This is a genomic window from Edaphobacter sp. HDX4 (assembly GCF_036877565.1).
In the GTDB taxonomy this organism is placed as follows: domain Bacteria; phylum Acidobacteriota; class Terriglobia; order Terriglobales; family Acidobacteriaceae; genus Edaphobacter.
On record NZ_JAEDXW010000001.1, the window covers coordinates 402,473 to 426,508 of the forward strand.

The window sequence follows — 24,036 nt, forward strand, 5'->3', positions numbered from 1 at the left end:
TCGTCTTACGGAGTCAGAATCTAAACAGGCAGCTTCCACCCTTTGCGGCGCGGCCTTGTAAACATTGCATTTGCACTCTCGGAGTTCGAAAACCTCTTCTGTTCAGCATCGAAGCGCAGCACTGTTCCGTGGTGTGCAATCGCTATATTCCCTAGCAGACACAACTCGGTGATGTGGGCTCCATAGGCCCAACTGCAGGACGGTTGTGTGCCTCGCTTGGCTGCATCAATCCATTCCATCCAGTGGCTCGAGGGCCGCTCGACGCTCTTCGCGGGACGCTCGAAGCTCCGGTCTAGCTCTTCAGGAAGCAGCCACACCTGTTTCTGTTCTCCGGGTTTGCTGCTGTAAACCGGGCCATAAACCAGCACACCCTTCGTGCCATACACAATGCCCCCGCCGGTCGGCAATGGCTCACCCTTCTTCCATCCCGGAGGCGTTGGTGGCGTGTCGTAGCCCCACCACTTCACCGAGACCGGTGGACGACTCCCCTTTGCAGAAAAGCGATAGCTTACATGCGAGACTCGCGCAAACATCTGCTTCCGAATCTCTGCGGAATACTCCGCGTCCGCATCCGCTTCAACGCTCTCCGGATAGCCGAGATCTAACGCCCACACCACCGGATCGAGGAAGTGCGGGCCATGATCTCCCAAAATTCCCGTTCCGAAGTCCTGCCAGTTACGCCAACGCAGAGGAAGATACATCGGGTTGTACTTTCGAACCGGTGCCGGTCCCAGGAAGAAGTCCCACTTCACCTCTTGAGGAACCGGAACGTCCGCATTGACCTCTTCGACATCCGAGTAAGGATTGATGTATCGCTTCCCCGAAGCCCAGTCCGTCTGGAACACGTCGATTCTATCTACCGTCCCAATCGCACCGGCCCGAATCCACTCGACGATCAGACGCACATCCTCTGAGGCATGGCCAACAATCCCCGTCTGTGTCGCCTGCCTCGGAGAATGCTGCGCCGCGTGTGCCATCGCTCGCACCTCTTCGATCGTCGCGGCAAGCGGCTTCTCGCAATAAACATGCTTGCCCATCTTCATCGCTGTAAGTGCAGCCTGGGCGTGGACGTGATCGGCCGTGCAGACCACAACCGCATCGATCTGCTTATCCATCTGGTCCAGCATCACACGCCAGTCATCGAATCGTTTCGCCCCCGGATGCGCCGCCGCGACCTCCACCGCCGGTGTAAACCTGCCTGGCAATTGCGCCCGAGTCCTCCAATCGACATCGCAAACGGCGACAATATTCTCGCTCGCCAGCTCTCTCAGGTTGGTCGCTCCATAGTTTCCAATTCCGATGAATGCAATGTTCGCCTTTTCGAGGGAAGAAGCACCCTTGGAGATTCCCAGGCTCCGCATTGCTCCCAGTCCTCCCAGGGCTGCCGCGCCCGCAAGCACCTGGCGGCGCGAAAGCGTATGAGTCTGGTTCAAGGACGGTCCTCCCGTTTCACATTGCTGGAATGTAATTTCATTGCGCAATTCGCAATATCAATTGCACATTACGGAGCAAAATAGTAGCAATGTACGAAGAACATCGTCAAGAATCAAGATTATGACTTCTACCGGAACATCTGTCCCAGCAGCGCCTGCGCATGCTGACTCGTCTCCGGATCGGAGCTCTGCGCAGCGGCCTGCAGATATCGCAGGCCCTCCGCTCTTCCGCCCTGCTGCAACAGAATCATCGCGAGCCCAAGATTCGCATCGCCCTTGGCAGGGTTGAGAACCAGCGTCCGCCGATACTCCGCGGCTGCATCCGTTAGCCTGCCCTCTGCAGTCAACAGATCTGCCAGGTCTGCATGGGCACCGGCGTCTCCAGGTGCAACCCGCACTGCCTCCAGCAGCTCCTGCATGGCCTCAGCATTCTTACGTTCCATAATCATCAGCAGGCCCAAGCCGTGGTGAGCATCTCCGTAGCCGGGCCTCAAGGCGATCGCTCTCCGGAAGTGCATCTCAGCCTCCGGAAATCGCCTCTCTCCAATCAGAAGATTTGCCAGGTTATTGTGGGGCTCCGAAAGATTGGGGCGCATCCGGATCGCTTCACGGAAGGCCTCCTCCGCACCCGATGTGTCGTGGCGTTCGACTGCAATCAGCCCCTCTAGGTCATGGATATCAGGCCTGTCCGGATTGATCGCCATGGTGCGCGAGACCGTCTCCTGCGCCTCCGTCAGCTTTCCCTGCCGTAGATAGGCGTTGGCAAGATTCGCCAGAAATCCGTCATCCTCCGGATATCGACTCACAGCCCGCTGAAGGAGATCGACCGCGTTATTTACCTGTCCCGCGTTCAACATCACAGACGCCAGCTCACGCATCGCCGCTCTGTCGTCTTCCCGCAGCTTCAGCGCCTCGTTCAGGGTCGCGATCGCATCCTGAATCTTGCCTTTGCGAGCATAGGCTTTTGCGAGGGCGACATAAGGTTCAGGCCAGCTCGGGTGCACGTGGTCTATCTGCGACTTCAGCTGTCCAATCCCATTAATTCCCTCGTCGTTAACTCGGGCCACGGCTAGCAGCAGCTCTTCCCTCTCGGTCGGTGCGGAGCTTGGATAGAAGATGCGGACAGGCGTTCCATCCTCCGGCTGAACCTTTTCAGCGAATGCGGCACGCAGATCGCGAGACGGACGCACCCGCTGTATGTAGTGATCCGTCAGAACAATGTGCACCGACCCCTCCGTCCGGCGTTTCGGCATATGGCAGCTCAGGCAGTCGCTGCCCTTTGTCATCGCTACGTTCTGGTGTGAGACTTTCTGGTGGCACTTCTCACAGACCGCGATGTACTGTCTCTTTGCTTCTTCTCCTCGCGGGATATCGTGGGGATTGTGGCACGTCAGGCACGTCATCTGCGAATTGCGATAGCATGCCGATCTCAGCAGCTGGTATCCCGCATGAGCTACTTCAAACTCGTCGCCTTTTGAGTCTTTCGGCCTCTCGAAGTAAGTTTTGAACTCTCCCAGCTTCTCTCCGGGGTGGAAGGAGTAGGGCGCTCGATCGTAGTTTCGAGTCGCATTCGGAACATGCAGCGCGCTCGTCTCCATGTGGCACTCCATGCAGACCTCCATCTGCCGGTCCCGGGATAGCTTCGCCGGATTCACAATCTTGCTCCGAATCTGCTGAAGGCTGGCCTTGCCCCCGGTCGCCGCCGCAACATGGGCCGCTCCCGGACCATGACAGCGCTGGCAGTCGATACCCTCCGGAAGCTTCGCCGGAAATACGGAGAAGTCGTGATTTGGTTGCGCCGCGTTCTGATGCTCCGGATACGCATTGTGACAGAACATACAGTCCTCTCCAATTGCACCCTGCATATCCTGCTGATCCACCCGGTCGAAACCCGGGCTCATATTCCAGTAGCCCTGCTTTTCGACATACCAGCTCACCGGCAACTCAATCAGCTTGCCTTGCGTCGTGCGATGCATATACGTTCGAGCGTGGTTTCCAGAACCAAGGACGTAATCGATCGTCTCTTCGCGAACGTTCTCCTCTTTTCGGCCCGTGCCAAGAGTGAACCTCCGTTCGAAAAAGCGGCCATCTCGCTCGATCATCTTGTAGTGCAGGCCTGAAGGCTTATGCGCGAATGTATTCGCCTTCGCATAATCCTCAATCACGTTTTCAGCCGTTGGCCTGTAGAACGACCTTGCCATACCTGTCTTCTGGAAGGTCCTGGCAATCTGTCCATGGCACGTGGCACAGACCTGGCCGTCAACGTAATCTGTATCCGCCTGCGCCTCAGCGTGACCTTTTACCTCTCGTGGGCCAACGCGCTTCTCTGTTCTGTACCAGACGAAACCGACGGCTGCAAATGCGAGGGAGACAACCACCGCAAGGATCGCCAGACGTGTCGGCGAAAGCTTCCACTTGCGATGCGAGATCACCATGAACCTGCCTTAGTGGTCGTACAGGACAGATCGTGTCAAACGATAGATCCTGCAGATGTTGCTCATTATGCAATTGGTATTGCGCAACGGTGCATCATCATAGCACTATGTTTCAGAGACTTGTCCAGCAGTTTTCGACGCGTTAGCCTTGTGAGGCAACAAAGGCGGGGAGATCTCGTACTCTCCTCTTTTCTACGGAATGGAGTCGTCCTTGCAACCACTCATCGGCAGAACCGCCCTCGTCACAGGGGCATCGCGCGGGATAGGCCGCGCGGCAGCGCTCGCGCTTGCTCGTGCCGGTTGCAATGTGGCCGTCAACTACCTCAACGCGGAAGAGGATGCCCTCTCCGTCGTTCGGGAGATCGAACAGCTCGGCTGCCGCGCACTTGCGATCCGTGCCGACGTCTCTCAGCCCTCCGGTGTCGATCAGATGGTGAAGAGGGCTTTTGCCGACCTCGGCGACATCCACATCCTGGTCAACAATGCGGGAATCAATCCCGCCCGGCCCTTCCTGGAGCTCACGCTCGAAGACTGGAATAGGACCCTCCAGACGAATCTCACCTCAGCCTTCCTGGTCTCGCAGGCAGCCATTCCTGCAATGCGGCAGCAAAAGTGGGGCCGGCTCATCTTCATCTCTTCGGTGGCCGCACAAACAGGAGGAGTCATCGGCCCTCATTACGCTGCGAGTAAAGCTGGCATGCTTGGCCTCATGCGCAGTTATGCCAACCTCCTCGCCAAAGATGGCATAACCTCCAATGCCATCGCTCCCGCGCTCATTGAAACCGACATGGTCCGGAACAACAGGAACGTCCGCCCTGACCTCATTCCCATCGGCCGCTTCGGCCATTCCGAAGAGGTCGCAGAAACCGTTACTCTTCTCGCCACAAATGGCTACATCACCGGCCAGACCATTAACCTCAATGGCGGCTGGTACATGAGCTGAACCGATATCCCTCGCACCATAGCCAGAGCGAATCTTCAGAAAAACATTGATCCCTTCTTCTCTCCATCCAAAATCCGCCTCGAAAGACATCTCCTCACCCGAAGCCCAGAGGACGATACACGCATCCTTGAAGCGTCGTTGGACCTACGTTCTTCCGGCTGCCTTCATCACCTACAGCCTTGCCTATCTTGATCGCGCAAACTACGGCTTCGGTGCCGCTGCCGGGCTGGCGACCACGCTCCATATCACCGGCTCTCAGACGTCGCTGCTCGGAGCATTGTTCTTCCTCGGCTACTTCACCTTCCAGATCCCCGGGGCCAGTTTTGCACGAAAGCGCAGCGCGCGCTGGCTCATCTTCTTCGCTCTCATCCTCTGGGGAACCCTTGCTGCGCTCACCGGAGTCATCCGCCATTTCTGGTTGCTGGCCCTCGATCGCTTCCTCTTGGGAGTCGCTGAAAGCGTCATCTTCCCCGCGATGCTGCTCCTGCTCACGCGTTGGTTCACGCGCGAAGAGCGCTCGCGCGCAAACTCCATCCTTATCCTTGGTAATCCCATCACCGTACTCTGGATGTCCGCCATCACTGGCTACCTCATCCAGGCCTTCGGCTGGCAGAAGACCTTCATCCTCGAAGGTCTTCCATCCGTACTATGGGCGCTTGCATGGATCTTCCTCGTTCGCGACAAGCCCGACGAGGCTGGCTGGCTCGACCCTCAAGCGGCAGAGACCCTCGAACATACCCTGGCGCAGGAACAGACCTCCATCGATCCGGTTGAATCCGTCAGGCATGCCCTGCTTCGGAGCGATGTCCTTCTCCTCTCGCTTCAATATTTCGCCTGGAGTGTCGGCGTCTACGGCTTCGTCCTCTGGCTCCCCACTATCGTGCGCCGCGGCAGTTCGCTGTCCATGGGACAGACCGGACTCCTCTCCGCCGTCCCCTATCTCGCAGCCATCGTGCTCATGATCATCGTCTCCTACCTCTCCGATAAGAGCCTCCGCCGCCAGGATCTCGTGTGGCCCTTCCTCCTCCTCTCCGGCCTCGGCATGCTCGGCTCGTTCCTGCTGGCCGACATCAGTTTCGCTGGAGCCTTCGTCTGTCTCGTCATCGCAGGAGGCTGCATGTACGCGCCCTACGGTCCTTTCTTCGCCATCATCCCCGAGCGCCTGCCCAAAAACGTTACCGCCGAAGTCCTTGCTCTCATCAACAGCTGTGGCGCGCTCGGTGCATTTGCAGGCAGTTATCTCGTTGGCTTGCTCGAAGCTCTCACCCACAGCTCACGTCCGGGCTTCCTGCTCATGTCGCTCTCGTTGATCTGCTCCGCGTTCCTCATACTCGCGCTTCCAAAAACCGCACCATCGCTGACCGTGAAAAACTGATATGAAGTCATCTCCCGCAAGCACTATCACCGCCTCCAGGGTCCTCGACAGCTCCGCCTCTCTGTTCGCTGAAGTCAAGACCCACGCGCCCGGACCCCAGGGAGCACTCCCCATCACGCCGGAGATGTTGCTCACCCAGCCATCCGGAAACCTCTTCGGCCTTAGCCAGGATGCAGGCATGGGCTGGGAGCCGTCACGTCTGCTCGACCCTGAGTTCCTCATCCTCAGCACCCACGGCGGACTCCGCGCCCACGACGGCAGACCCATCGCTCTCGGCCTGCACACCGGCCATTGGGAGGTTGGCCTGCTCGTCGCCGAAGCAGCCCGCGAGTTCCGCAATCTTCACGCCATCCCCTTCGCCGGCGCCTGCACCGATCCCTGCGATGGCCGCACGCAAGGCACCACAGGCATGATGGACTCGCTGCCCTACCGCAACGACGCCGCGGTCGTTCTGGGCCGCCTCATCCGCTCTCTTCCCACCCGCAAAGGTGTCCTCGGAATAGCCACCTGCGACAAGGGCCTGCCCGCCATGATGATGGCCCTGGCCTCTTGTGGTTCTTACCCGAGCATTCTCGTTCCCGGCGGTGTCACTCTCCTCGCCGACGAGGGAGAAGACGCAGGGAAAGTCCAGACCATCGGCGCGCGCTACGCAAAGCAACAGATCACGCTCGAGTACGCCGCTGAGGTAGGCTGCCGCGCCTGCGCAACTCCAGGCGGAGGATGCCAGTTTCTCGGAACCGCCGCCACCTCTCAGGTCGTTGGCGAGGCGCTCGGCCTTGCCCTTCCCCACACCGCACTCGCACCCTCCGGCCAGCCCATCTGGCTCGACGCCGCCGTGCGTTCCGCGCGAGCCATGCTGCGCATGACGCATCTCGGCATCGCCACCACCGATGTCCTCACCGATGCTGCCATCCGAAATGCGATGGTTCTGCACGCCGCATTCGGAGGTTCGACCAACCTTCTTCTGCACGTTCCCGCCATCGCGCATGCGGCTCGGCTTACTCGTCCCGGCATCGACGATTGGGCCCACGTCAATCGTCAGATCCCGCGTCTCGTGGATGCTCTCCCCAACGGCCCTCAGAACTTTGCCACGGTTCAGGTATTTCTCGCAGGAGGCGTCCCCGAGGTCATGCTTCACCTGCGCCGCGCCGGTCTCCTGGATACATCCGTGCGTACCGTCAGCGGCGAGACACTCGACGAAAATCTCGACTGGTGGGAGCAGTCGGATCGGCGAACCGCACTCCGGAATAAGCTCCGAGAGCTCGATGGAGTCGATCCTGATCAGGTCATCCTCTCTCCCGACGAGGCGCGCAAACGCGGTCTCACCGCCACCGTCTGCTTCCCTGTCGGAAACCTTGCTCCTGAAGGCTCCGTCATCAAGAGCACGTCCATCGACCCGACAATCATCGATGAAGACAATCGCTATCATCACGTCGGTCCCGCTCGCGTCTTTGTGACCGAAGAGGCCGCGATCGCCGCTATCAAGCAGGGCACCATCGGCAAAGGCGACGTCATCGTTCTTATCTGTAGCGGCCCAGCCGGAGCAGGCATGCAGGAGATCTACCAGATCACCTCCGCCCTCAAGAACCTCCCCGACTGCAAACATGTCGCCGTGCTCACCGATGCGCGCTTTAGCGGAGTCTCCACCGGAGCCTGCATCGGCCACATCTCGCCGGAGGCACTTGCCGGAGGTCCGATCGGTCGGGTTCAGGAGAATGACGTCATTGAGATCACTGTCGATCGCGACGCGCTCCACGGCACCGTCCATCTCATCGGCACTCGCGACGAGCGCTTCTCCGCGGAAGAAGGAGAACGCCGTCTCGCCGCGCGCGCACCCCGCGAAGACCTTGCACCGCATCCCGAGCTCCCCGCAGAGACAAGGCTGTGGGCCGCTCTCGTTCAGGCAAGCGGAGGTATCTGGGGAGGATGCGTCTACGACAGCGACGCAATCATCCAGCGCCTGCATCTCGATCATCAACCTCAAAAGCACTCCCTCAATCCACTTCACAAGGAAGCAAGATGAAGCTTTATCGCACAAAAAATGGCTTTTACGCCGAGGAAGCTGGCTCCTGCTACTCAGTCGAAACTTCAGACTGGGCCGAGCTCATCGCGAGCCCCGACGTCTATCAGCGAGTCAAGGCGTCTCTCTCCGGCAGTCAGGTGCCACCTCCCCCTGCAACTGAGCTCCTCGCCCCCATCGGCAAGCAGGAGGTCTGGGCCGCTGGAGTCACCTACTTCCGTAGCCGCGATGCCCGCATCGAAGAGTCGAAAGACGCAGGCGGCGGCACCTTCTACGATCGCGTCTACCACGCCGAACGTCCTGAGATCTTCTTCAAGGCCACGGCCCATCGCGTCGTCGGGCCCAATCAACCCGTTCGCATCCGTTCTGATGCCAAATGGTCGGTTCCGGAACCTGAGCTCACCCTGCTCGTTAGTTCAACTGGAACCATCACTGGATACACCATCGGCAACGATATGAGCTCGCGCGACATCGAGGGAGAAAACCCTCTCTATCTTCCGCAGGCCAAGGTCTACGATGGCAGCTGCGCTCTCGGTCCCGCGATTCTTCTCAGCTCTGAGCCGCTTCCCCGCAGCACCGCAATCCAGCTCCAGGTTGAACGAAGCGGAGCAGTCGTCTTCTCCGGCGAAACCACCTTGGCTGAGCTCAAGCGCAACCCCGAACTTCTCGTGAGCTATCTCTTTCGCGACAACAGCTTTCCTCATGGAGCATTGCTGATGACCGGAACCGGCATCGTCCCCGGAGATGACTTCACCCTCGCCCCCGGAGATAAGGTCCGCATCACCATCCCACCTATCGGTATGCTCGAAAACCAGGTCGCCTGAACACAAATCAAAGTCGTCATTCTGAGCGAAGTGAAGAATCCCTGTATCTTGCCCCACCCTCATAAAGGCCGCAGGCAAAATACAGGGATCCTCTGCCTTGCTCAGCAACACGACTTCAGCCACTACACCGTGCGACTGAAACCCGTCACCTTCACGACCGCGTCAGGGTGCCATTCACCAGCCGCATGATGCCCAGTGGATTCTCACGTCTCAGCTCCACAGGAAGCGCCGCATCTGGAAAGTCCTGATAGCACACTGGACGTACAAAACGATGGATCGCCTTCGTACCCACCGACGTTGTTCTCGAGTCGGACGTCGCAGGATACGGTCCGCCATGCACCATCGCATGACAAACCTCCACGCCCGTCGGATACCCGTTGAACAGGATCCTCCCCACCTTCGTCTCCAGAACCCGGATCAGCTCTCCAGCCGCGGCGATATCTTCCTCCGTGCCATGAACTGTGGCCGTTAGGTGTCCATGCAACCTCTCCGCGGCTGCCACTAGCTCATCCTTCTCGCCGTATTGGATCAGCAGCGTCGTCGGCCCGAAGATCTCCTCTTCCAGCGTCTCGTGGCCGAGGAAATCCTTGAGCGGCACACGGAATAACGTCGCCGCTCCCGCAGCAATCTTCTTGTCGACGACCGTATCCGCTCCTGCAACCAGCTGCGCCTTCCCACCCTTCGTCCGTTCGGCGATAGCTTCGTTGTACTTCGCCGCGATCCCCGGCGTCAGCATTCCCTGCTGCGACATCGTACTCACTCCATCACGCAGCTGTTCGGTGAAACGCTCCATCTCCTCCGCCGGCCCAAACACCAGTCCGGGCTTGGTGCAAAACTGACCTGACCCCAGCGTGAAGGATGCCTGCAGCCCTTTAGCCAGGGCTTCTCTCCGTTCCTTCATCGCGCCTGGCAGAATGAACAACGGATTCGTGCTTCCCATCTCCGAATAGCATGGGATCGGCTCATCGCGTCCCGCAGCCAGGTGCATCAGGGCCTTACCCGCGTTCTGAGAACCCGTAAATGCCACAGCCTTTATGCCGGGATGCTTCACCAGCGCGACTCCCACGTCAATTCCGGCGTCGAACAGCATTGAGAAGACGCCGTCCGGCAGATCGCTCTCCTTCACTGCCTTTTGAATCGCACGCCCTACAAGTTCGCTCGTGCCCGGATGCGCCGGATGCGCCTTCACAATCACAGGACAGCCGGCCGCCAGAGCCGACGCCGTATCCCCACCTGCAACCGAGAATGCCAGCGGAAAGTTGCTCGCACCAAAGACCGCAACCGGCCCAAGCGGCTTCGACATCGACCGCACATCCGGCTTCGGCAGTGGCTTTCGCTCGGGATCAGCCTCGTCGATCCTTGCATCCACCCAGGAGCCCTCTTCCACCACCTGCGCAAAGAGCGCCAGCTGGCCGGTCGTCCGCGCAAGCTCTCCCTGCAGACGCGGCAGAGGAAGTCCTGTCTCGAGATTCGCGCGTTCCACGATCGCGCCGCCCAGTTCTGATAGGTTCGCAGCAATCTTCCGGAGAAATGTTGCCCGATCCTTCCCCGGAAGCGACGCATACGTATAGAACGATGCAGTAGCCTTCCCGACTGCATCATCGATCTGCTGCGGCGTCGCCGAGTAGAACGCCGGCTCCATCTTTTCGCCTGTCGCAGGATTCACTCCGTGGAAGGTCGTCTGTCCGGGCGATGCAACGCCCTCTCCAATCAGGGACACCCCTGAAAGTGAATTCTCGGCTACTGACATATCTCAGGCTCCTTCGCTTTCGGCTCAGGCAAATACTCGCAACATCCATTGCACAGTGAGCAACTGTGCATTCTCAAAGAAAATGCGAGACCAGTGTAAATCAGGAACGAAACCCCCGGCAGTTCCTCGCCTGACGTCTCCGCGATCTTTCCTTTTTGTCTTCCTTTCATGCAAACTCGATGCATGGTGCGTGTTGGCGTCGATGAAAATCTCTCTTCGGAACTCCTGCGAAACTTCCCGCCCGAGGCCGAAATCGTTCGTATCCCTCGTGAGTCCTCCAGTGAGCATGATGTCGACTTCTGGATTCTTCCCTTCGCCCGCAAGGATGCTGCAGTTGCCTTCTCCCGTCTCCACGGAGTCAAGGTCGTTCAATCCATGATGGCAGGGGTCGACTGGATCCTGCCCTGGCTTCCAAAAGACGTCATCCTCTGCGATGGTCGAGGAATTCACGACATCTCCACCTCCGAGTGGGTCGTCAGCGCCATCCTCGCCACCTACAAGCGTCTTCCTCTCTATCGTGATATGCAGAACCGGCAGGAGTGGGGCGGCCAGGCCTCGGTGCGCGATGGCTTCATCAACGAGAACGGCGCACAGGTCGGTCAATACCGCATCCTCGGCGAAGACATCTTCGGCAAATCCGTGCTCATCGTCGGCTACGGATCCATCGGCAGCGCCATCGAATCCCGCCTTACCCCCTTCGGCGTAACCGTAACCCGTATCGCTCGACGAGCACGTGAAGCGCCTCACGTTCACTCCGTCGATCAGCTCGCGGAACTGCTGCCACACGCCGACATCGTCATCGCAATCGTGCCCTTCACGGCGGAGACGGACAAGCTCTTCGGCGAGCGTGAGCTCAGCCTCATGAAACCCGGTGCCCTTCTCGTCAATGCCGCACGCGGCCCCGTCGTCGATACCCAGGCTCTCCTCGATGCTCTCAATCAGAACAGGATTCGCGCCGCAGTCGACGTGACTGACCCCGAACCGCTCCCTCCGCATCATCCGTTCTGGTCTGCAGCCAACTGCCTCATCACGCCCCACGTCGCCGGCTCAACCCCCGACTTCATTCACCGTGCCTTCAGCTTCGGAGCCGAGCAGGTGCGCCGATATCTCGCTGGCGAGCCGCTCGAAAATCAGGTGACCGCGCAGGGCTATTGATCCAAAGCAAGAGCCGCGCCGGATATCTCGCGGCGCGGCCAACATTCCTTAATTTCTGAGGATCAACCCGCGGTCCTTACCTCCCGCGCCAGTCGTTACATACGGCGAACCCGCGGCATACGTGGAAGATCGTCGTCAAACTCGGCCTCGTCTTCCTCGGCCTCATCGTCATCCTCGTCGTAGTAGCCCTCGTCCTCTTCTTCTTCCTCGTTGTCTTCGTCTTCATCTTCCTCGTCGTCTTCTAGCTCTTCGTCGTCGTCGTCGTCCTCATCCTCTTCATCTTCCTCGTCGTCTTCTAACTCTTCGTCCTCGTCCTCATCGTCTTCATCTTCCTCGTCTTCATCATCGAAGTCTTCGGTATCGTCATCCACGCTGCGTGTTGCAGCGAACAACGTATCGGTGGGGCAAGGATCAAATGAAGCAAACATGCTCATATCAATGGGGCGAATTGGCTCAGTGATTGCGGTCGTTGTGGGCTCGGTGGCCATGAACTTGTCTCCTGTTCGCACTATTGTATTGGGGTAGGATGCACGGAAAAGCAAAAGGTGAGTCACAAATTTAAGGATTTTCTATCTGCCTGGGCGGAAACCTCAGAACCTATCCGAAGATCGCACACCTCACTTCCCTTCCTTTCAACCATCCTTCTGATGCTTCCTGTTTCGAAACAGGACATATGCCTCAATACCGATCATTTTGACGAAAGAGTAAGGGTACTCGAACCCACAGATGACCCGCTCGTCTTCGCCAACCCGAACCGCTGTCCTGCTCCTCAGCATGTACCTTGCCATCTCCTCGTCCGTTGCGCGAGGTCAGGCCGCCACCGCTCTCCCCCAGACACTCGAAGATGTTCTTCACCACATGTCTGATCTTGCAGGCGTCATCTTCACCGGCGAAGTCACCGGCATCCGGCACAAGGGCGGCCAGCAGGGAGCCTCCGGCATCGTTGAGATAGACTTCCGCATCGACCAGGCCGTCCGAGGCTGCAACACCGGACAAACCTACACGCTTCGTGAATGGGCAGGCCTGTGGAGTCAGGATGGCGAGCGTTACCGCGTCGGCCAGCGCCTTCTCATGATGTTGCACACTCCCGGCTCGTCCGGAATCTCTTCTCCCGTCGAAGGTATGGACGGCGCCATCCCCGTTCGCCCGTCACCCTCCAGCTCTCAACTCCTCACCGCCTCAGATGCAGAAGCCCAACCGCCTTTCGTCGCCGACCTTCGCTGGGTCGCCACTCGCATCGCGCGCCCGCTCCCATATGCCACCGCATCATCCAGCAGCATCTCCGCTGCATCCGTTCCTGTCTACGACCAGCAGCAAACCCTCGCCGCTGCTCAGGAGACTCCATTGCCTGATCTCCTTGGAATGTTGCAGTCCTGGCAGCAGGCCGTTCCATGATCCGCAGTCGACGGATCCTGACGCTCTCCCTCGCACTGCTCTGCACCCTCCCTCGGCTTGCCGCTGCAAGCGGGCCCCGGTGGGTGACAGGCCTTCCTTACTATTCCTCAGAGGGGCGTCCCATCGTCTGGTATACCAGCACCCCCTACTACTTCACCGATCCCGGCGACCTCAGCCCCTATGTTGATCACGTTGCTGCCGATGCCCTCGTCAAGGCCGCAGCCAGCGTCTGGACAGTTCCCACAGCCAACTTCAATCTGCTCTACGGAGGCTCTCTCTCCGAACACGTCAGCCTCGCCAACGTTTACTTCAGCAGCACCGGCATCGTCTTTCCCGACGACGTACAAAGCACAAACTATCTTGCTCGTCCCATCGCCATCCTCTATGACTCTGACGGAGCTATCACCGATCTCCTCCTCGGATCAGGCGCCAGCTCTCCATCCAGCTGCCGACAAAACGCCGTAACCGAAAGCGTTGACTCCATCTCTCCGGCAGGTCTCATTCTGCACGCCATCATCGTCCTCAACGGCCGCTGTACTGGACCCGCTCCCGAGCAGCAGCTGCAGCTTCAATATCAACTGATGCGCGCCTTTGGTCGCGTCATCGGCCTCAGCTGGTCGCAGACCAACGACAACGTCTTTACCGGAACCCCCACACCCACCCTCCAGCAGGCACTTCACTGGCCGGTCATGCACCCCATCGATGTGCTCTGCGGTCCCTACACCTACCAATGCATGCCGCAGCCGTTTACCCTCCGCGACGACGATATCTCGGGTCTCGGCCTGCTCTACCCGGTCGGCACAGTAGCGCCCTCGATTCCCGGCAAGACCGATACGCTCTATCGTGCCAATCGCATCTCCGGAACCATCAGCTTCCCCAATGGTCAGGGCATGCAGGGCGTCAACGTCGTCATCCATCGGCTTGAACCCTACTGGTCCATTCCAGAAGCATGGGAGACCACCTCTGCTGTCACCGGCACCCTCTTTCGCCGGCGCAGTTCCACCCCTATCAACAAAATAACCGCCTCCTTCACGACCAACATGGGTTCCTCCAGCGCCGCTCTCGAGGGAGCCTATGACATCTTTCGCACCGCCATCCCCCAGTCCTGGGAGCCATGGCAGACCCTCATCGTCTCCACCCAACCCATCAATCCTCTCTACACGGGCCCCTACTCCGTCGGTCCTTATGACTCAGGCTCCGTCGCACCCTCCGGCTCTGCGCTGCAGTTCGTCCAGGGCATCGCCGGTCCCTACCAGCAGACCAGCATCAGGTTAGTCGCCTCCGACGCGGACTCAGGTTGTCAGATCTCCCAGGACGGCACCGAATCGGTTCCCTCCTCCATCCCCTCCACAGGCTGGTGGAACGGAAACTTCTGCAGCTACGGACACACCGCGTGGTCCACGCTAAGCGTCAAGGCAGGTCGAAGCCTCACCATCGAAGTCTCAGCGCTCGATCACAGCTCTGCACTCACCACCACCAAGGCCCGGCCCACAATCGGGGTCTGGAAGTCCACGGACGCCATCGGAACTCTGCCCACCGTCGCATCCGCTCCCGAACCCTTCAACTCCCCCGTGAGCGGCATGACCACGCTGTCGCTCCAGACCTCCCAATCCCAGCAGTTTCGTCTCGGCATCATGGACCAGCGCGGCGACGGTCGTCCCGACTTCTCCTACCAGGCCCGCATCCTCTACGCCGACTCCGTCACCCCCTCCTCCATCCCGGCGAAGGGAGCCAGCATCACCATCACAGGCTCAGGGTTCCGTGCCGGAAACACCGTCACCATCGACGGAATCCCTGCCACAGTCTCCAACTGGACCTCCACCTCGATCACAGCCAATGCGCCCGCACTTCATCTCGCTACCGCGGCTACGGTCGATGTGGCCGTGCGCGACCTCGTCACCGGCGGATCCTCCGTCATGACAGCGGCCCTCGGATATCAGGCTCCGCAACCCGAGCTCACGCTCCTCTCCTCGCCCCCCACTACCGTCATCGCCCAGACCACAGCGCCTGTTCCTTTTACCATCAAGGCCGTAGCCGCAGACGGATCCAGCCCTTTGGCTAACCTCCCCGTCACTCTCACTTCCACCTCCGGACAGGTGCGGTTCGAGAGCTGCAATGCGACCTCCTGCACGCTTTCCACCGACTCCTTAGGAAAAATCAGCACCTTCATCACACCCCTTCAGCCCGGCGCCTTTACTCTCAGCGCTGCCAGCAGTATCGGAACCGTAAGCGCCGCCAGCACCGCCATTCCCCGCGTCCAGACCCTCACACCCCTCCTCCCACAGCTCTATCTGGCTCAAAAAGCCGTTCTTAGCTGGAACCCCCAGGTCTCCCTTGCCGATAATGCTGCCGCCACCAACGGTATTCCCGTTCGCTGGATCCCACTCTCTGGCCCTCTCACCTTCAATCCTGCAACGTCGCTCTCGAACGACAGCTCTATCGCGCAGACCACCGCAACAGCCGGCCCCTTCCTCACGGCGAACTCCGCCAGCGCCTCGGCCTGCGCCTGGAACTCCATCTGCAGCAGCTTCACCGTCACCAGTGTTGACGATGCAGTCCTTCAGCTCTCCGTGCTCAGTGGAGCGCAGCAGGCCGTCTCTGCGGCTGCAAGTTTTACGCCAGTAGTTCTCCGCGTCGAAGACGCCTCTGGGCACCCGGTTGCAGGCGCGACCGTGACCGTCCGTCAGACCCTCCAGCCCTGGTCTTACGTTCCCTGCCCCTCGCAGGGCCGATGTCCTATTCCCCCCACGGGCAGCACTGCAAGCGCCAGCCTCATGTCGGGCCTCGATGGTACGGTCGTCATCAACCCGATGGAATCCGTATCCAGCCCGGAGATCACTCTTCTCGCAGCCGCAACCGGAACCGCAGGCTTCATCTCCTTGGAGCTCCATAAGCTCCCCTGAATCGCATGTGAGAGTCTTTCGATGCTTTTCATGCATCACAAAAGAGTGAGAACCGAAGAGCCAGAGAGCAAATCCAAAGGAGCCATTGGCATGGCGGCTGGCAGCACTGTACACAAACGAGTCGTGATCATCGGGGGAGGATTCGCCGGCATGAACGCCGCGATCGGATTAGCGAAACTTCCCGTCGACATCACCCTTGTCGACCGCAAGAATCACCACACGTTTCAGCCACTTCTTTATCAGGTAGCCCTCGCTGTTCTCTCCCCCGCCGAGATCGCCCAGCCCATCCGCTCCATCCTGCGAGACCACCAGAACGTTGAAGTGCTCATGGATGAGGCGACAGGCTTCGATCTGTCGCAGAAGCGCGTCCAGCTCAAGACCGGGGCTCTGCTCGAGTACGACTTTCTCATCCTGGCCACCGGCTCCACGCACTCCTACTTCGGACACGATGACTGGGCAAAGCTCGCTCCCGGCCTCAAGACAGTGGAAGACGCCACCGAGATCCGGCGCCGCGTCCTGCTCGCCTTCGAACTCGCCGAACGACAGATGCAGGAGGCTGGCGTCCACCCCCCTCTCCGCTTCGTCATCATCGGCGGAGGTCCAACAGGGGTAGAGCTCGCCGGGGCCATCAGCGACATCGCGCGCCTCTATATGGCCCGCGACTTCCGCCACATCAACCCCGCCACCGCCGAAGTCGAGATCCTCGAGGGATCTCCCAACATACTCGGAGCTTATCCTCCCGATCTTCAGAAAAAAGCTATCGATCAGTTATCCGCCCTCGGGGTCAGCATCCGAACCGGCGCTCACGTCACCGACGTCAAGCCGGGCTACGTCATGGTAGGCAATGAGAAGATCGATTCCACCGTGACTCTGTGGGCAGCTGGAGTCCAGGCCTCCCCTCTGGGCAAGATGCTGGGAGTTCCACTCGACCACCGGGGCTGTGTCATCGTCGATCAGTTCCTCAACCCGCCCGATCATCCGGACGTGTTCATCTGCGGCGACCTCGCCCATGTGGAAGAGAACGGCCATCAGGTGCCCGGGGTCGCGCAGCCAGCTATGCAGATGGGAAGCTACGCGGCCAAACGCATCGGCCGCCTTCTTGCCCGCGATCTCGGAAGCGACGGTACTGGACTCAACGAGCCCTTTCACTACTTCGACAAGGGCGACATGGCTACCATCGGGCGCAAGGCTGCCGTCGCCGATATCAAGTGGCCCTTCCATGGCCACTGGAGCGGCCTGCCCGCCTGGATCGTCTGGCTCGTCATTCACATCTTCTTTCTCATCGGGTTCCGCAATCGGCTGGCCGTCTTCCGTCAGTGGGCATGGACCTATCTCAGCTTTCAGGACGGGGCACGTCTCATCACGGGCTCTCAGGAGCTTCCCGGATGGGACAGCCAGTACGGCATTCAGCGTGATTCACCTGTGGAGCATCCCGTCGTGACCACCCAGTGATCCGAAGATGGGGAAAGATCTGTCAAGCCCTTAACTTCTCTAACTCCATATGTAGCTTGAACATACGTCTGCCGTTCAGTTACACGCCGACCGCTAAAATAGATACGAGAGAAGAAATAATTTTTCAAAGGGAAAAGCCCGCTGGATGCGGGCTTCTCCTTTGTTTTCAATATTTTGCCTATAAACCCTTTCATCTCAATAATTTACATGAAAGGTACAGGCCTAAGTCTATTAAAATCAAGATTTTGCCCGAAATCGTGGGGGGGACTCCCTAAGCGGTAAAGCTGGACCCGCAGCCGCAGCTCTTGGTCGAGTTCGGGTTGATGAAGTTGAAGCCCTGCCTCATCAACGTCTCCTCGAAGTCCAGGACCATCCCGGCGAGATAGAGAAAGCTCTTCGGATCGACGAAGAGGCGGACTGGCTTTCCCTCTGTCGGATCTCCGGGCGTCTCGACTCCCGCTCCAAACGTAAACACACGGTCCCGTTCCCGTGGCTGGGAATCAAACCGAATCGAATAGCTCAGCCCGGAGCAGCCGCCGCCCATCACTCCCAGGCGAAGTCCGCCCTGTTCGGGCGAGACTCCCTCCTTCGCCATCGCCACGCGAATGCGCTTGAGAGCGTTCTTCGTAATCTCAACCGCGGCCTTGGCGCGAGGCTGCTGCCCCTCTGCACTCAGCAGCGTCATCCCCGCCAAGGGATCTTTGGGCTGCTCAGGAGCGCTGGCGCGAGCATCCTGTGAAGTTGTGGGATTGATCGAAACCATGGACATTAGAAAACCTCACCCGCGCCCTGAATCGGGACGCGAAGACAGCGGAATGACCTCGGTCTCGCGAAGGAGGCACCCTCTGTCAGATGATGCAAAAGCACCCCGCGACTCGCAAAGCATCAGCAAGGCCGCGGGGCGCGATCTTTTGAAACAGCGGAAATTAGTGAGCTGCTACAGCAGCCGGTTCCGTCTCGGCCACGCTGTTCTTCTTCTTCCAGTCACCGATCGCGGCGCGGATGGCGTCTTCCGCCAGAACCGAGCAGTGAATCTTGACCGGGGGAAGCGCAAGCTCCTTTACGATATCCGTATTCGAGATCGCCATCGCTTCGGCAACCGTCTTACCCTTCACCCACTCTGTTGCGAGCGAGCTGGACGCAATGGCTGACCCGCAACCGAAGGTCTTAAACTTCGCGTCCTCAATCACCTGGGTTTCGGGGTTTACCTTGATCTGCAGACGCATAACGTCGCCGCATTCCGGTGCACCAACCAGGCCAGTACCGACCTCTTGGGCGCCCTTGTCCAGCGTACCGACGTTCCGCGGATTGTTGTAGTGGTCGACGACCTTATCGCTATATGCCATGGGAAAGTCCTCTCGCTATGTATAGATGATAACTCTTATTGTTTTGGTGCGCCACCCTTGGCCGGTTTTGCAGAATCCGGCGACTTTGAGCCTCCAGCCTGTTGACGGAGAGACACTCGCTAGTGCGTCCCAACGTCGCTGGGATCGTTCTCATCGGTTCCGTAGGTCGGATAAGGCAGCGGCTCAGTGCTCGTCTTCATGGTCTTCAGGGTCGCGAGATCGGCCTGCAGCGCCTTCCAGGTGTCGGGTTTCGCCTTGGTCGCGAAGTCAACACTCATATCCGAGTAGAAGTCCAGGATGTCCCGCTTAATCCCCGGAGGAATCGGCTGCCCCGGCTTGGCTGCGAGCTGATGGACGAGCCGGCAGTACGTCGCATCCGTCAGAGGATATTCTCCAGGACGCACCATGGTGCCCGTGTCGAGATCACGATTTCTGAGCGGATGCCTTGGATCAGGCGAGCCGCGAGGAACGTCCTGAGCCGCTCCCAGCTGTGCCGGAAGCGGATCGCTCGGTGGAGGTTGGGAGTGTACATCCAGCTTTGCGGCCTCCGCAGCGGATGCACGCGGTGTCGGCGGAGGTGTAAACCGTTTGAGGGCAAAGTTCAACGCATCCATCGAGCGCAGAACCGACTTCGTGTATTCGCGATCCGTCTCTGCGGTAGGGCCCTTCACTGCGGCAAGCTTGATCGGCCCAACCTTGGGCAGGATGTACAGAATGCCAGCCAGCGTATACGTACCGATGCCGGCACGATGACGATATTCGTCCCAGTGATTCTTGCTTGCGATCTTCGTTACCTCTGCCGTGAGGCGCTGCAGCTCCGGCGAATCCACGACCGGGGGCTCACGGTGGCGGTGCAGCAGGGCGACAGCATAGGCGATTCGCGGAATGAAGCGCCTCACCGCAAAGCGATAGCCCCTGACGTTGACCCGCGCTCCTTTGCCTGCTGAGAAATCCTCGGCCAGACCGTACGTCTGGTAGAACGCAAGCTCCAGCTGACGCTGGGGAACCAGCAGGCCAACGTGTCGGAGATAGTGAACCGGCGCAAACCGGCCTCGTGAGACCTCATTGACATCGAAAGCGAACTCCGTCCGAACGTGCTGCGACTCGCCTTCTGCGTAGTTCACCGATCGACCGTACTTTTGCTCCAGCTTCGGAAACTCTATGGGCACGGCGAGATTGGTCGCATCAGCATGGCCAATGCTGTCCCCGATATAGTGCGAGAGCGCACCGACCGCAAAGGCCAGTTCATCCGCATTCCCCGCGTTGCGAAAGAGATTAACAACGAAATCTCCGGACCGTACATAGTGGGTTAGGTTTGAGAAGAAGGAGTTGCCGAACGGGTAATAGCCGATGTCCTGGATGACACAGCCGCCATACGCGTAGGCGCGTGCATGTTCGATCTGTGCCTGTGTGATCGTAGGGTATCGACTCTTAAGCAGAGGGACGATCGAGGTATCCCAGGTCAGATCGATCAGCTGCTCATGCGTCAGGAGCGAGTAGCCACCAGCCGAAGGGACTGCAAACAGACAAAGGATAAGTACAACTGTAAAGAGCCGAGAGATTCTCATTCTTTATGCTGCTGACTGACATGCAGCTATTCTGCTGGATGTTCTGATTCCGCGCCGGGTTGCCATCTGCGCAAGATAATCAATAACTTGCAATAATTTCAGTGCCCAAAGTGGGCATTTCCCGCAGTTAAGCCGGACAGCTGCCTTTGAGATTTTCTGAGATCTGGTCACAAAAGTGAAGGCCGGACGACGTTGTTCCGTCCGCCCGGCCTTCATGTCCTGCTATGTGGCAGTTAGTGAGCTGCCCACTCGATCTTCGACAGGTCGATACCTTCTTTGACCATCTCGTACAGCGGGCTAAGCTCCCGCAGCTTCTGCACGACATCGATGATCTTGTCAGAGACGTAATCGACCTCAGCCTTATTGTTGAAGCGGCCAAGCCCGAAGCGGATGGAGCTGTGTGCAACGTCGTCGCCCAGACCAAGCGCCTTGAGGACATAGCTCGGTTCGAGTGTCGCTGAGGTGCAGGCCGAACCCGAAGAGACCGCGATATCGTTGATGCCCATCAGCAGGCTCTCGCCTTCGACATACACGAAGCTCATGTTCAGGTTGCCGGGCAGATGATGATCCATGTTGCCGTTGACGTGCACGTAATCGAGTGCGTTTTCGAGCTTCGCCTTCAGATAGTCACGAAGCTCAATCTCACGCTTGGCCTCGGACTCCATCTCGTTCATGGCGATCTCGCAGGCTGCGCCCAACCCGACGATACCGGGCACATTCAGCGTGCCGGAACGCATACCGCGCTCGTGCCCTCCGCCGTTGATCTGCTCCGAGATCTGTACGCGAGGGTTGCGACGGCGAACATACAGCGCGCCCACGCCCTTCGGCCCATAGATCTTGTGTCCGCTCAGGCTCAGCACGTCGATGTTGTCCTTCTGCACATCGACGGGAATTTTCCCAACGGCCTGCACCGCGTCGGTGTGGAAGAGGACTCCCTTCTCGTGGCAGAGGGCGCCGATCTCACGGATCGGCTGAATAACCCCGATCTCGTTATTGGCGTACATAATCGAGACAAGAATCGTCTTGTCATCGATCGCCCGCTTCAGGTCCTCGATGTCGATAAGACCATCCGCCTGCACCGGCAGATAGGTCACGCGATAACCCTGCTTCTCGAGCTTCTTGCAGGTGTCCAGAACAGCCTTGTGCTCCGTCACCTGGGTGATGATATGGTTGCCGCGCTCGCGGTACATCTCGGCGATACCCTTGAGAGCGAGGTTGTTGGACTCTGTCGCGCCCGAGGTAAAGATGACCTCTTTCGCGCTTGCGCCGATCAGCTTCGCTACCTGCTCGCGTGCCTTCTCGACCGCCTTCTCCGCCTCCCAGCCGAACGCGTGGTTCCTGCTGGCCGCATTCCCGAAGATCCCGGTCAGATAAGGCATCATCGCTTGAAGGACCCGCGGGTCCAGCGGCGTCGTCGCATGATTGTCCATGTAAATCGGAAGGTGTACTCCTTCCGGAAGGGGCGTTGCCGACTCTGCAATCACAACTCCGGTTCCATCGGTGCTCATAGCGTTCCTACTCCTGACTTTCTTTAAATCTGAATTCTTGAGGTTGTAACGACTCGGCTCGCGTACTAGAGTGCGATTGAAACCAACCCGCCACCAACCGCGTTGGTGTTTCCACGTTCAGCATCGCCAGTCTCAACCAGGTCTGCAATATAGATGCCGCTCAGAAGGTCCTTGATGCTATCGTTTACCTTCCGCAACGGCTCCTTGATGGTGCATGTGCTGGTCAGATCGCATGCACCGTGGATGGTGATGCAGCTGGTTATAAACAAGGGACCATCGATCGTTCGGATTACCTCGAAGGCGGAGATATCTCTGGCCGGACGGGCGAGCGAATACCCTCCGTTCGTTCCAGCGTGCGAGACCAGTAAGCCGCCCTTCGCCAGCGTTTGCAGAATCTTGGCTAACAGCTGCGGAGGAATATGGTAAGCCTCAGCAATATCCTTTGCGCTATGCGCGGAGCCGCTGTTTTGCTCGGCCAGATACTTCAGGGCCATCAGACCGTAATCCGCTTTTTTTGTTAGCCGCAGCATCTGTGTCCGATCGTGCCCACCGCCTGAATGTCTCGTTCAGCGAATCATCTCACCCGGCGAAACTTCGCAACAGCGGTCGTCATCTAGTAGTGTACGTCTGCGGGTACAGAGCCGCAAGGCGATTCCGAAAGCAGCAGACCTCTTAAAAGCCTGGATTCGGGGACTCATCACAGGGCTGCAGATTGTTCACAGAATGTTCTTACTGCGGTTGACAACCCGCATGGACAAGGTCAGAATCCAACCAACCTAATTCCCCATTCCCATTTCGATCCATGAATATTGCCTGCAAACATCCCATCGTTAAGATCGTCTCTCGAGATGAGGACGCCGAGTATGTTGAATGTCAGACATGCGGTGAAATCTTTGATTCCAGTGAATATCGCGATATGGCAATCGAAGAGGAGGTCGAGGCTGAAGCCGTCGACGAGGATATCTAAGCCGCAGCCGGGGCCGAATTAACTCTCCGAAAGACGATCCAGGCATACTGCGCCGCCGACACAGGCGCCAGAACCGCAATAAGCCGCAGCAGGCCTCCGCTCAGCGCGCTCAGCCAGGCTGTCGGCCAGAGTCTTTCGAGCAGCACACAAACAACTCCCAGAATCTGGACCAGAGTATTGCATTTGCCTAACAGACTGGGCCGGAAGTCCCGCAGTGTGCCCGTGGCGAACAGCAGGGTCGCGATCAGCAGGATACCGAGGTCCCGACTGAAGACCAGGACAGTGACATACCTGGGGATAAGGTTGGTATGGGTCAGGACTACAAACAATGTACTTAGCAGCAGCTTGTCAGCGATGGGATCCATGTACTGTCCCAGCGTCGTCCTCTGGCTCAGCCACCGCGCCAACAGGCCGTCCAGGGCGTCAGTTAGACCTGCAAGGGCAAAGAGAGCGAACGCCGCGGCGTAGTTGTTGTCCAGAATCTCGATGACAAGGAACGGAAGAATAAACAGCCGCATCAACGTCAGGAGATTGGGTGTGGCTCGGACTTGAGTCAAAAACGGCACGGTCGCTATAAGTCATCGTAACTGAAAGCCGCACCCCTCATCCGTCAGAGATCCGCTCGGAGAAAGTTGCCCTCTTTCAAGGTTGCCGGTAAACTAAGAATACGCAGGCGCGTAGCTCAGTTGGTTAGAGCGCTACCTTGACACGGTAGAGGTCGTTGGTTCGAATCCAATCGTGCCTACCATTCAAATCAATCAGTTACCGCATCAAGGTAACAACTCCAGAACAACCCAATCAACGAAGTGGCTATCCGGACTGACTGTGTCAGTTTGACCGGTTCATCTCCTCGTGCCCCGCATCCGCAGGACCAATAACCTGCTGTGGCAAGTCGCGATTGCTCCGTATCCTCGTCTCTTCAGCGGTTTCGGTCTGGAAGAGTGGCTCAGCACCCTTCCAGA

General features: G+C 58.7%; 18 protein-coding genes and 1 tRNA gene. 9 read left to right on the forward strand and 10 right to left on the reverse strand.

The features are described 5' to 3' along the window. Positions 1 to 20: 20 nt before the first annotated feature. Together JAO29_RS01670 and JAO29_RS01675 are read right to left on the reverse strand one after the other, a co-directional pair. Positions 21 to 1,433 (reverse strand): Gfo/Idh/MocA family protein, encoded by a 1,413-nt coding sequence (locus JAO29_RS01670; RefSeq protein ID WP_334266433.1) that lies wholly within the window; start codon positions 1,431 to 1,433, stop codon positions 21 to 23. A gap of 128 nt (positions 1,434 to 1,561) precedes the next feature. Then, positions 1,562 to 3,868, reverse strand: coding sequence for a tetratricopeptide repeat protein (locus JAO29_RS01675; RefSeq protein ID WP_334266434.1), 2,307 nt, complete (start codon positions 3,866 to 3,868; stop codon positions 1,562 to 1,564). Between the two features lie 211 nt (positions 3,869 to 4,079). On the opposite strand from JAO29_RS01675, the gene JAO29_RS01680 reads away from it, so the two are divergent. From JAO29_RS01680 to JAO29_RS01695, 4 genes are all read left to right on the forward strand, one after another. Further along, a complete protein-coding gene (locus JAO29_RS01680) occupies positions 4,080 to 4,811 on the forward strand; it encodes a 3-oxoacyl-ACP reductase family protein (protein WP_334266435.1) in 732 nt (243 codons plus the stop codon). A gap of 127 nt (positions 4,812 to 4,938) precedes the next feature. Further along, the gene (locus JAO29_RS01685; protein ID WP_334266436.1) at positions 4,939 to 6,186 is read left to right on the forward strand and encodes an MFS transporter; all 1,248 of its coding nucleotides are present in this window, start codon (positions 4,939 to 4,941) and stop codon (positions 6,184 to 6,186) included. Between the two features lies 1 nt (position 6,187). Continuing rightward, positions 6,188 to 8,209, forward strand: coding sequence for a YjhG/YagF family D-xylonate dehydratase (locus JAO29_RS01690; protein WP_334266437.1), 2,022 nt, complete (start codon positions 6,188 to 6,190; stop codon positions 8,207 to 8,209). Beyond that, complete coding sequence (locus JAO29_RS01695; protein WP_334266438.1) at positions 8,206 to 9,030, forward strand: fumarylacetoacetate hydrolase family protein; 825 nt, start codon at positions 8,206 to 8,208, stop codon at positions 9,028 to 9,030. Before JAO29_RS01690 ends, JAO29_RS01695 begins: the two co-directional genes overlap by 4 nt. A 151-nt stretch (positions 9,031 to 9,181) precedes the next feature. Here JAO29_RS01695 and JAO29_RS01700 read toward each other — a convergent pair whose 3' ends face one another. Further along, entirely contained in the window at positions 9,182 to 10,780 is a 1,599-nt protein-coding gene (locus tag JAO29_RS01700) for an aldehyde dehydrogenase (NADP(+)) (RefSeq protein ID WP_334266439.1), read from the reverse strand. Between the two features lie 183 nt (positions 10,781 to 10,963). Between JAO29_RS01700 and JAO29_RS01705 the strand changes: the two genes are divergently transcribed. Next, on the forward strand, positions 10,964 to 11,935 hold the full coding sequence (locus tag JAO29_RS01705) for a 2-hydroxyacid dehydrogenase (RefSeq protein WP_334266440.1): 972 nt from the start codon (positions 10,964 to 10,966) through the stop codon (positions 11,933 to 11,935). A 95-nt stretch (positions 11,936 to 12,030) separates the two neighbouring features. Here the strand turns inward: JAO29_RS01705 and JAO29_RS01710 are convergent, their stop codons facing one another. After that, entirely contained in the window at positions 12,031 to 12,423 is a 393-nt protein-coding gene (locus JAO29_RS01710; protein WP_334266441.1) for a hypothetical protein, read from the reverse strand. 238 nt (positions 12,424 to 12,661) lie between these two features. Between JAO29_RS01710 and JAO29_RS01715 the strand changes: the two genes are divergently transcribed. The 3 genes from JAO29_RS01715 to JAO29_RS01725 all read left to right on the forward strand — a co-directional run bounded on the left by JAO29_RS01715 (position 12,662) and on the right by JAO29_RS01725 (position 17,685). Next, entirely contained in the window at positions 12,662 to 13,330 is a 669-nt protein-coding gene (locus JAO29_RS01715) for a hypothetical protein (RefSeq protein WP_334266442.1), read from the forward strand. After that, positions 13,327 to 16,233, forward strand: coding sequence for an IPT/TIG domain-containing protein (locus tag JAO29_RS01720; RefSeq protein ID WP_334266443.1), 2,907 nt, complete (start codon positions 13,327 to 13,329; stop codon positions 16,231 to 16,233). Before JAO29_RS01715 ends, JAO29_RS01720 begins: the two co-directional genes overlap by 4 nt. Positions 16,234 to 16,323: 90 nt before the next feature. After that, entirely contained in the window at positions 16,324 to 17,685 is a 1,362-nt protein-coding gene (locus tag JAO29_RS01725) for an NAD(P)/FAD-dependent oxidoreductase (protein WP_334266444.1), read from the forward strand. Between the two features lie 271 nt (positions 17,686 to 17,956). Here JAO29_RS01725 and JAO29_RS01730 read toward each other — a convergent pair whose 3' ends face one another. From JAO29_RS01730 to JAO29_RS01755, 6 genes are all read right to left on the reverse strand, one after another. Continuing rightward, complete coding sequence (locus JAO29_RS01730; RefSeq protein ID WP_334266445.1) at positions 17,957 to 18,454, reverse strand: HesB/IscA family protein; 498 nt, start codon at positions 18,452 to 18,454, stop codon at positions 17,957 to 17,959. 157 nt (positions 18,455 to 18,611) lie between these two features. Then, positions 18,612 to 19,031, reverse strand: a complete 420-nt coding sequence (gene iscU, locus JAO29_RS01735; protein WP_334266446.1) for a Fe-S cluster assembly scaffold IscU — start codon at positions 19,029 to 19,031, stop codon at positions 18,612 to 18,614. A 119-nt stretch (positions 19,032 to 19,150) separates the two neighbouring features. Next, a complete protein-coding gene (locus tag JAO29_RS01740; protein ID WP_334266447.1) occupies positions 19,151 to 20,599 on the reverse strand; it encodes a zinc dependent phospholipase C family protein in 1,449 nt (482 codons plus the stop codon). Positions 20,600 to 20,832: 233 nt separating this feature from the next. Beyond that, positions 20,833 to 22,107 (reverse strand): IscS subfamily cysteine desulfurase, encoded by a 1,275-nt coding sequence (locus tag JAO29_RS01745; protein ID WP_334266448.1) that lies wholly within the window; start codon positions 22,105 to 22,107, stop codon positions 20,833 to 20,835. Positions 22,108 to 22,172: 65 nt separating this feature from the next. Continuing rightward, positions 22,173 to 22,637 carry an RrF2 family transcriptional regulator gene (locus tag JAO29_RS01750; RefSeq protein WP_334266449.1) on the reverse strand — a complete coding sequence of 155 codons (465 nt, stop codon included), beginning with the start codon at positions 22,635 to 22,637 and terminating at the stop codon, positions 22,173 to 22,175. Positions 22,638 to 23,070: 433 nt separating this feature from the next. Beyond that, a complete protein-coding gene (locus tag JAO29_RS01755) occupies positions 23,071 to 23,640 on the reverse strand; it encodes a CDP-alcohol phosphatidyltransferase family protein (RefSeq protein ID WP_334266450.1) in 570 nt (189 codons plus the stop codon). A 105-nt stretch (positions 23,641 to 23,745) separates the two neighbouring features. On the opposite strand from JAO29_RS01755, the gene JAO29_RS01760 reads away from it, so the two are divergent. Next, a tRNA-Val gene (locus tag JAO29_RS01760) sits at positions 23,746 to 23,822 on the forward strand. The last annotated feature ends 214 nt before the right edge of the window (positions 23,823 to 24,036 follow it).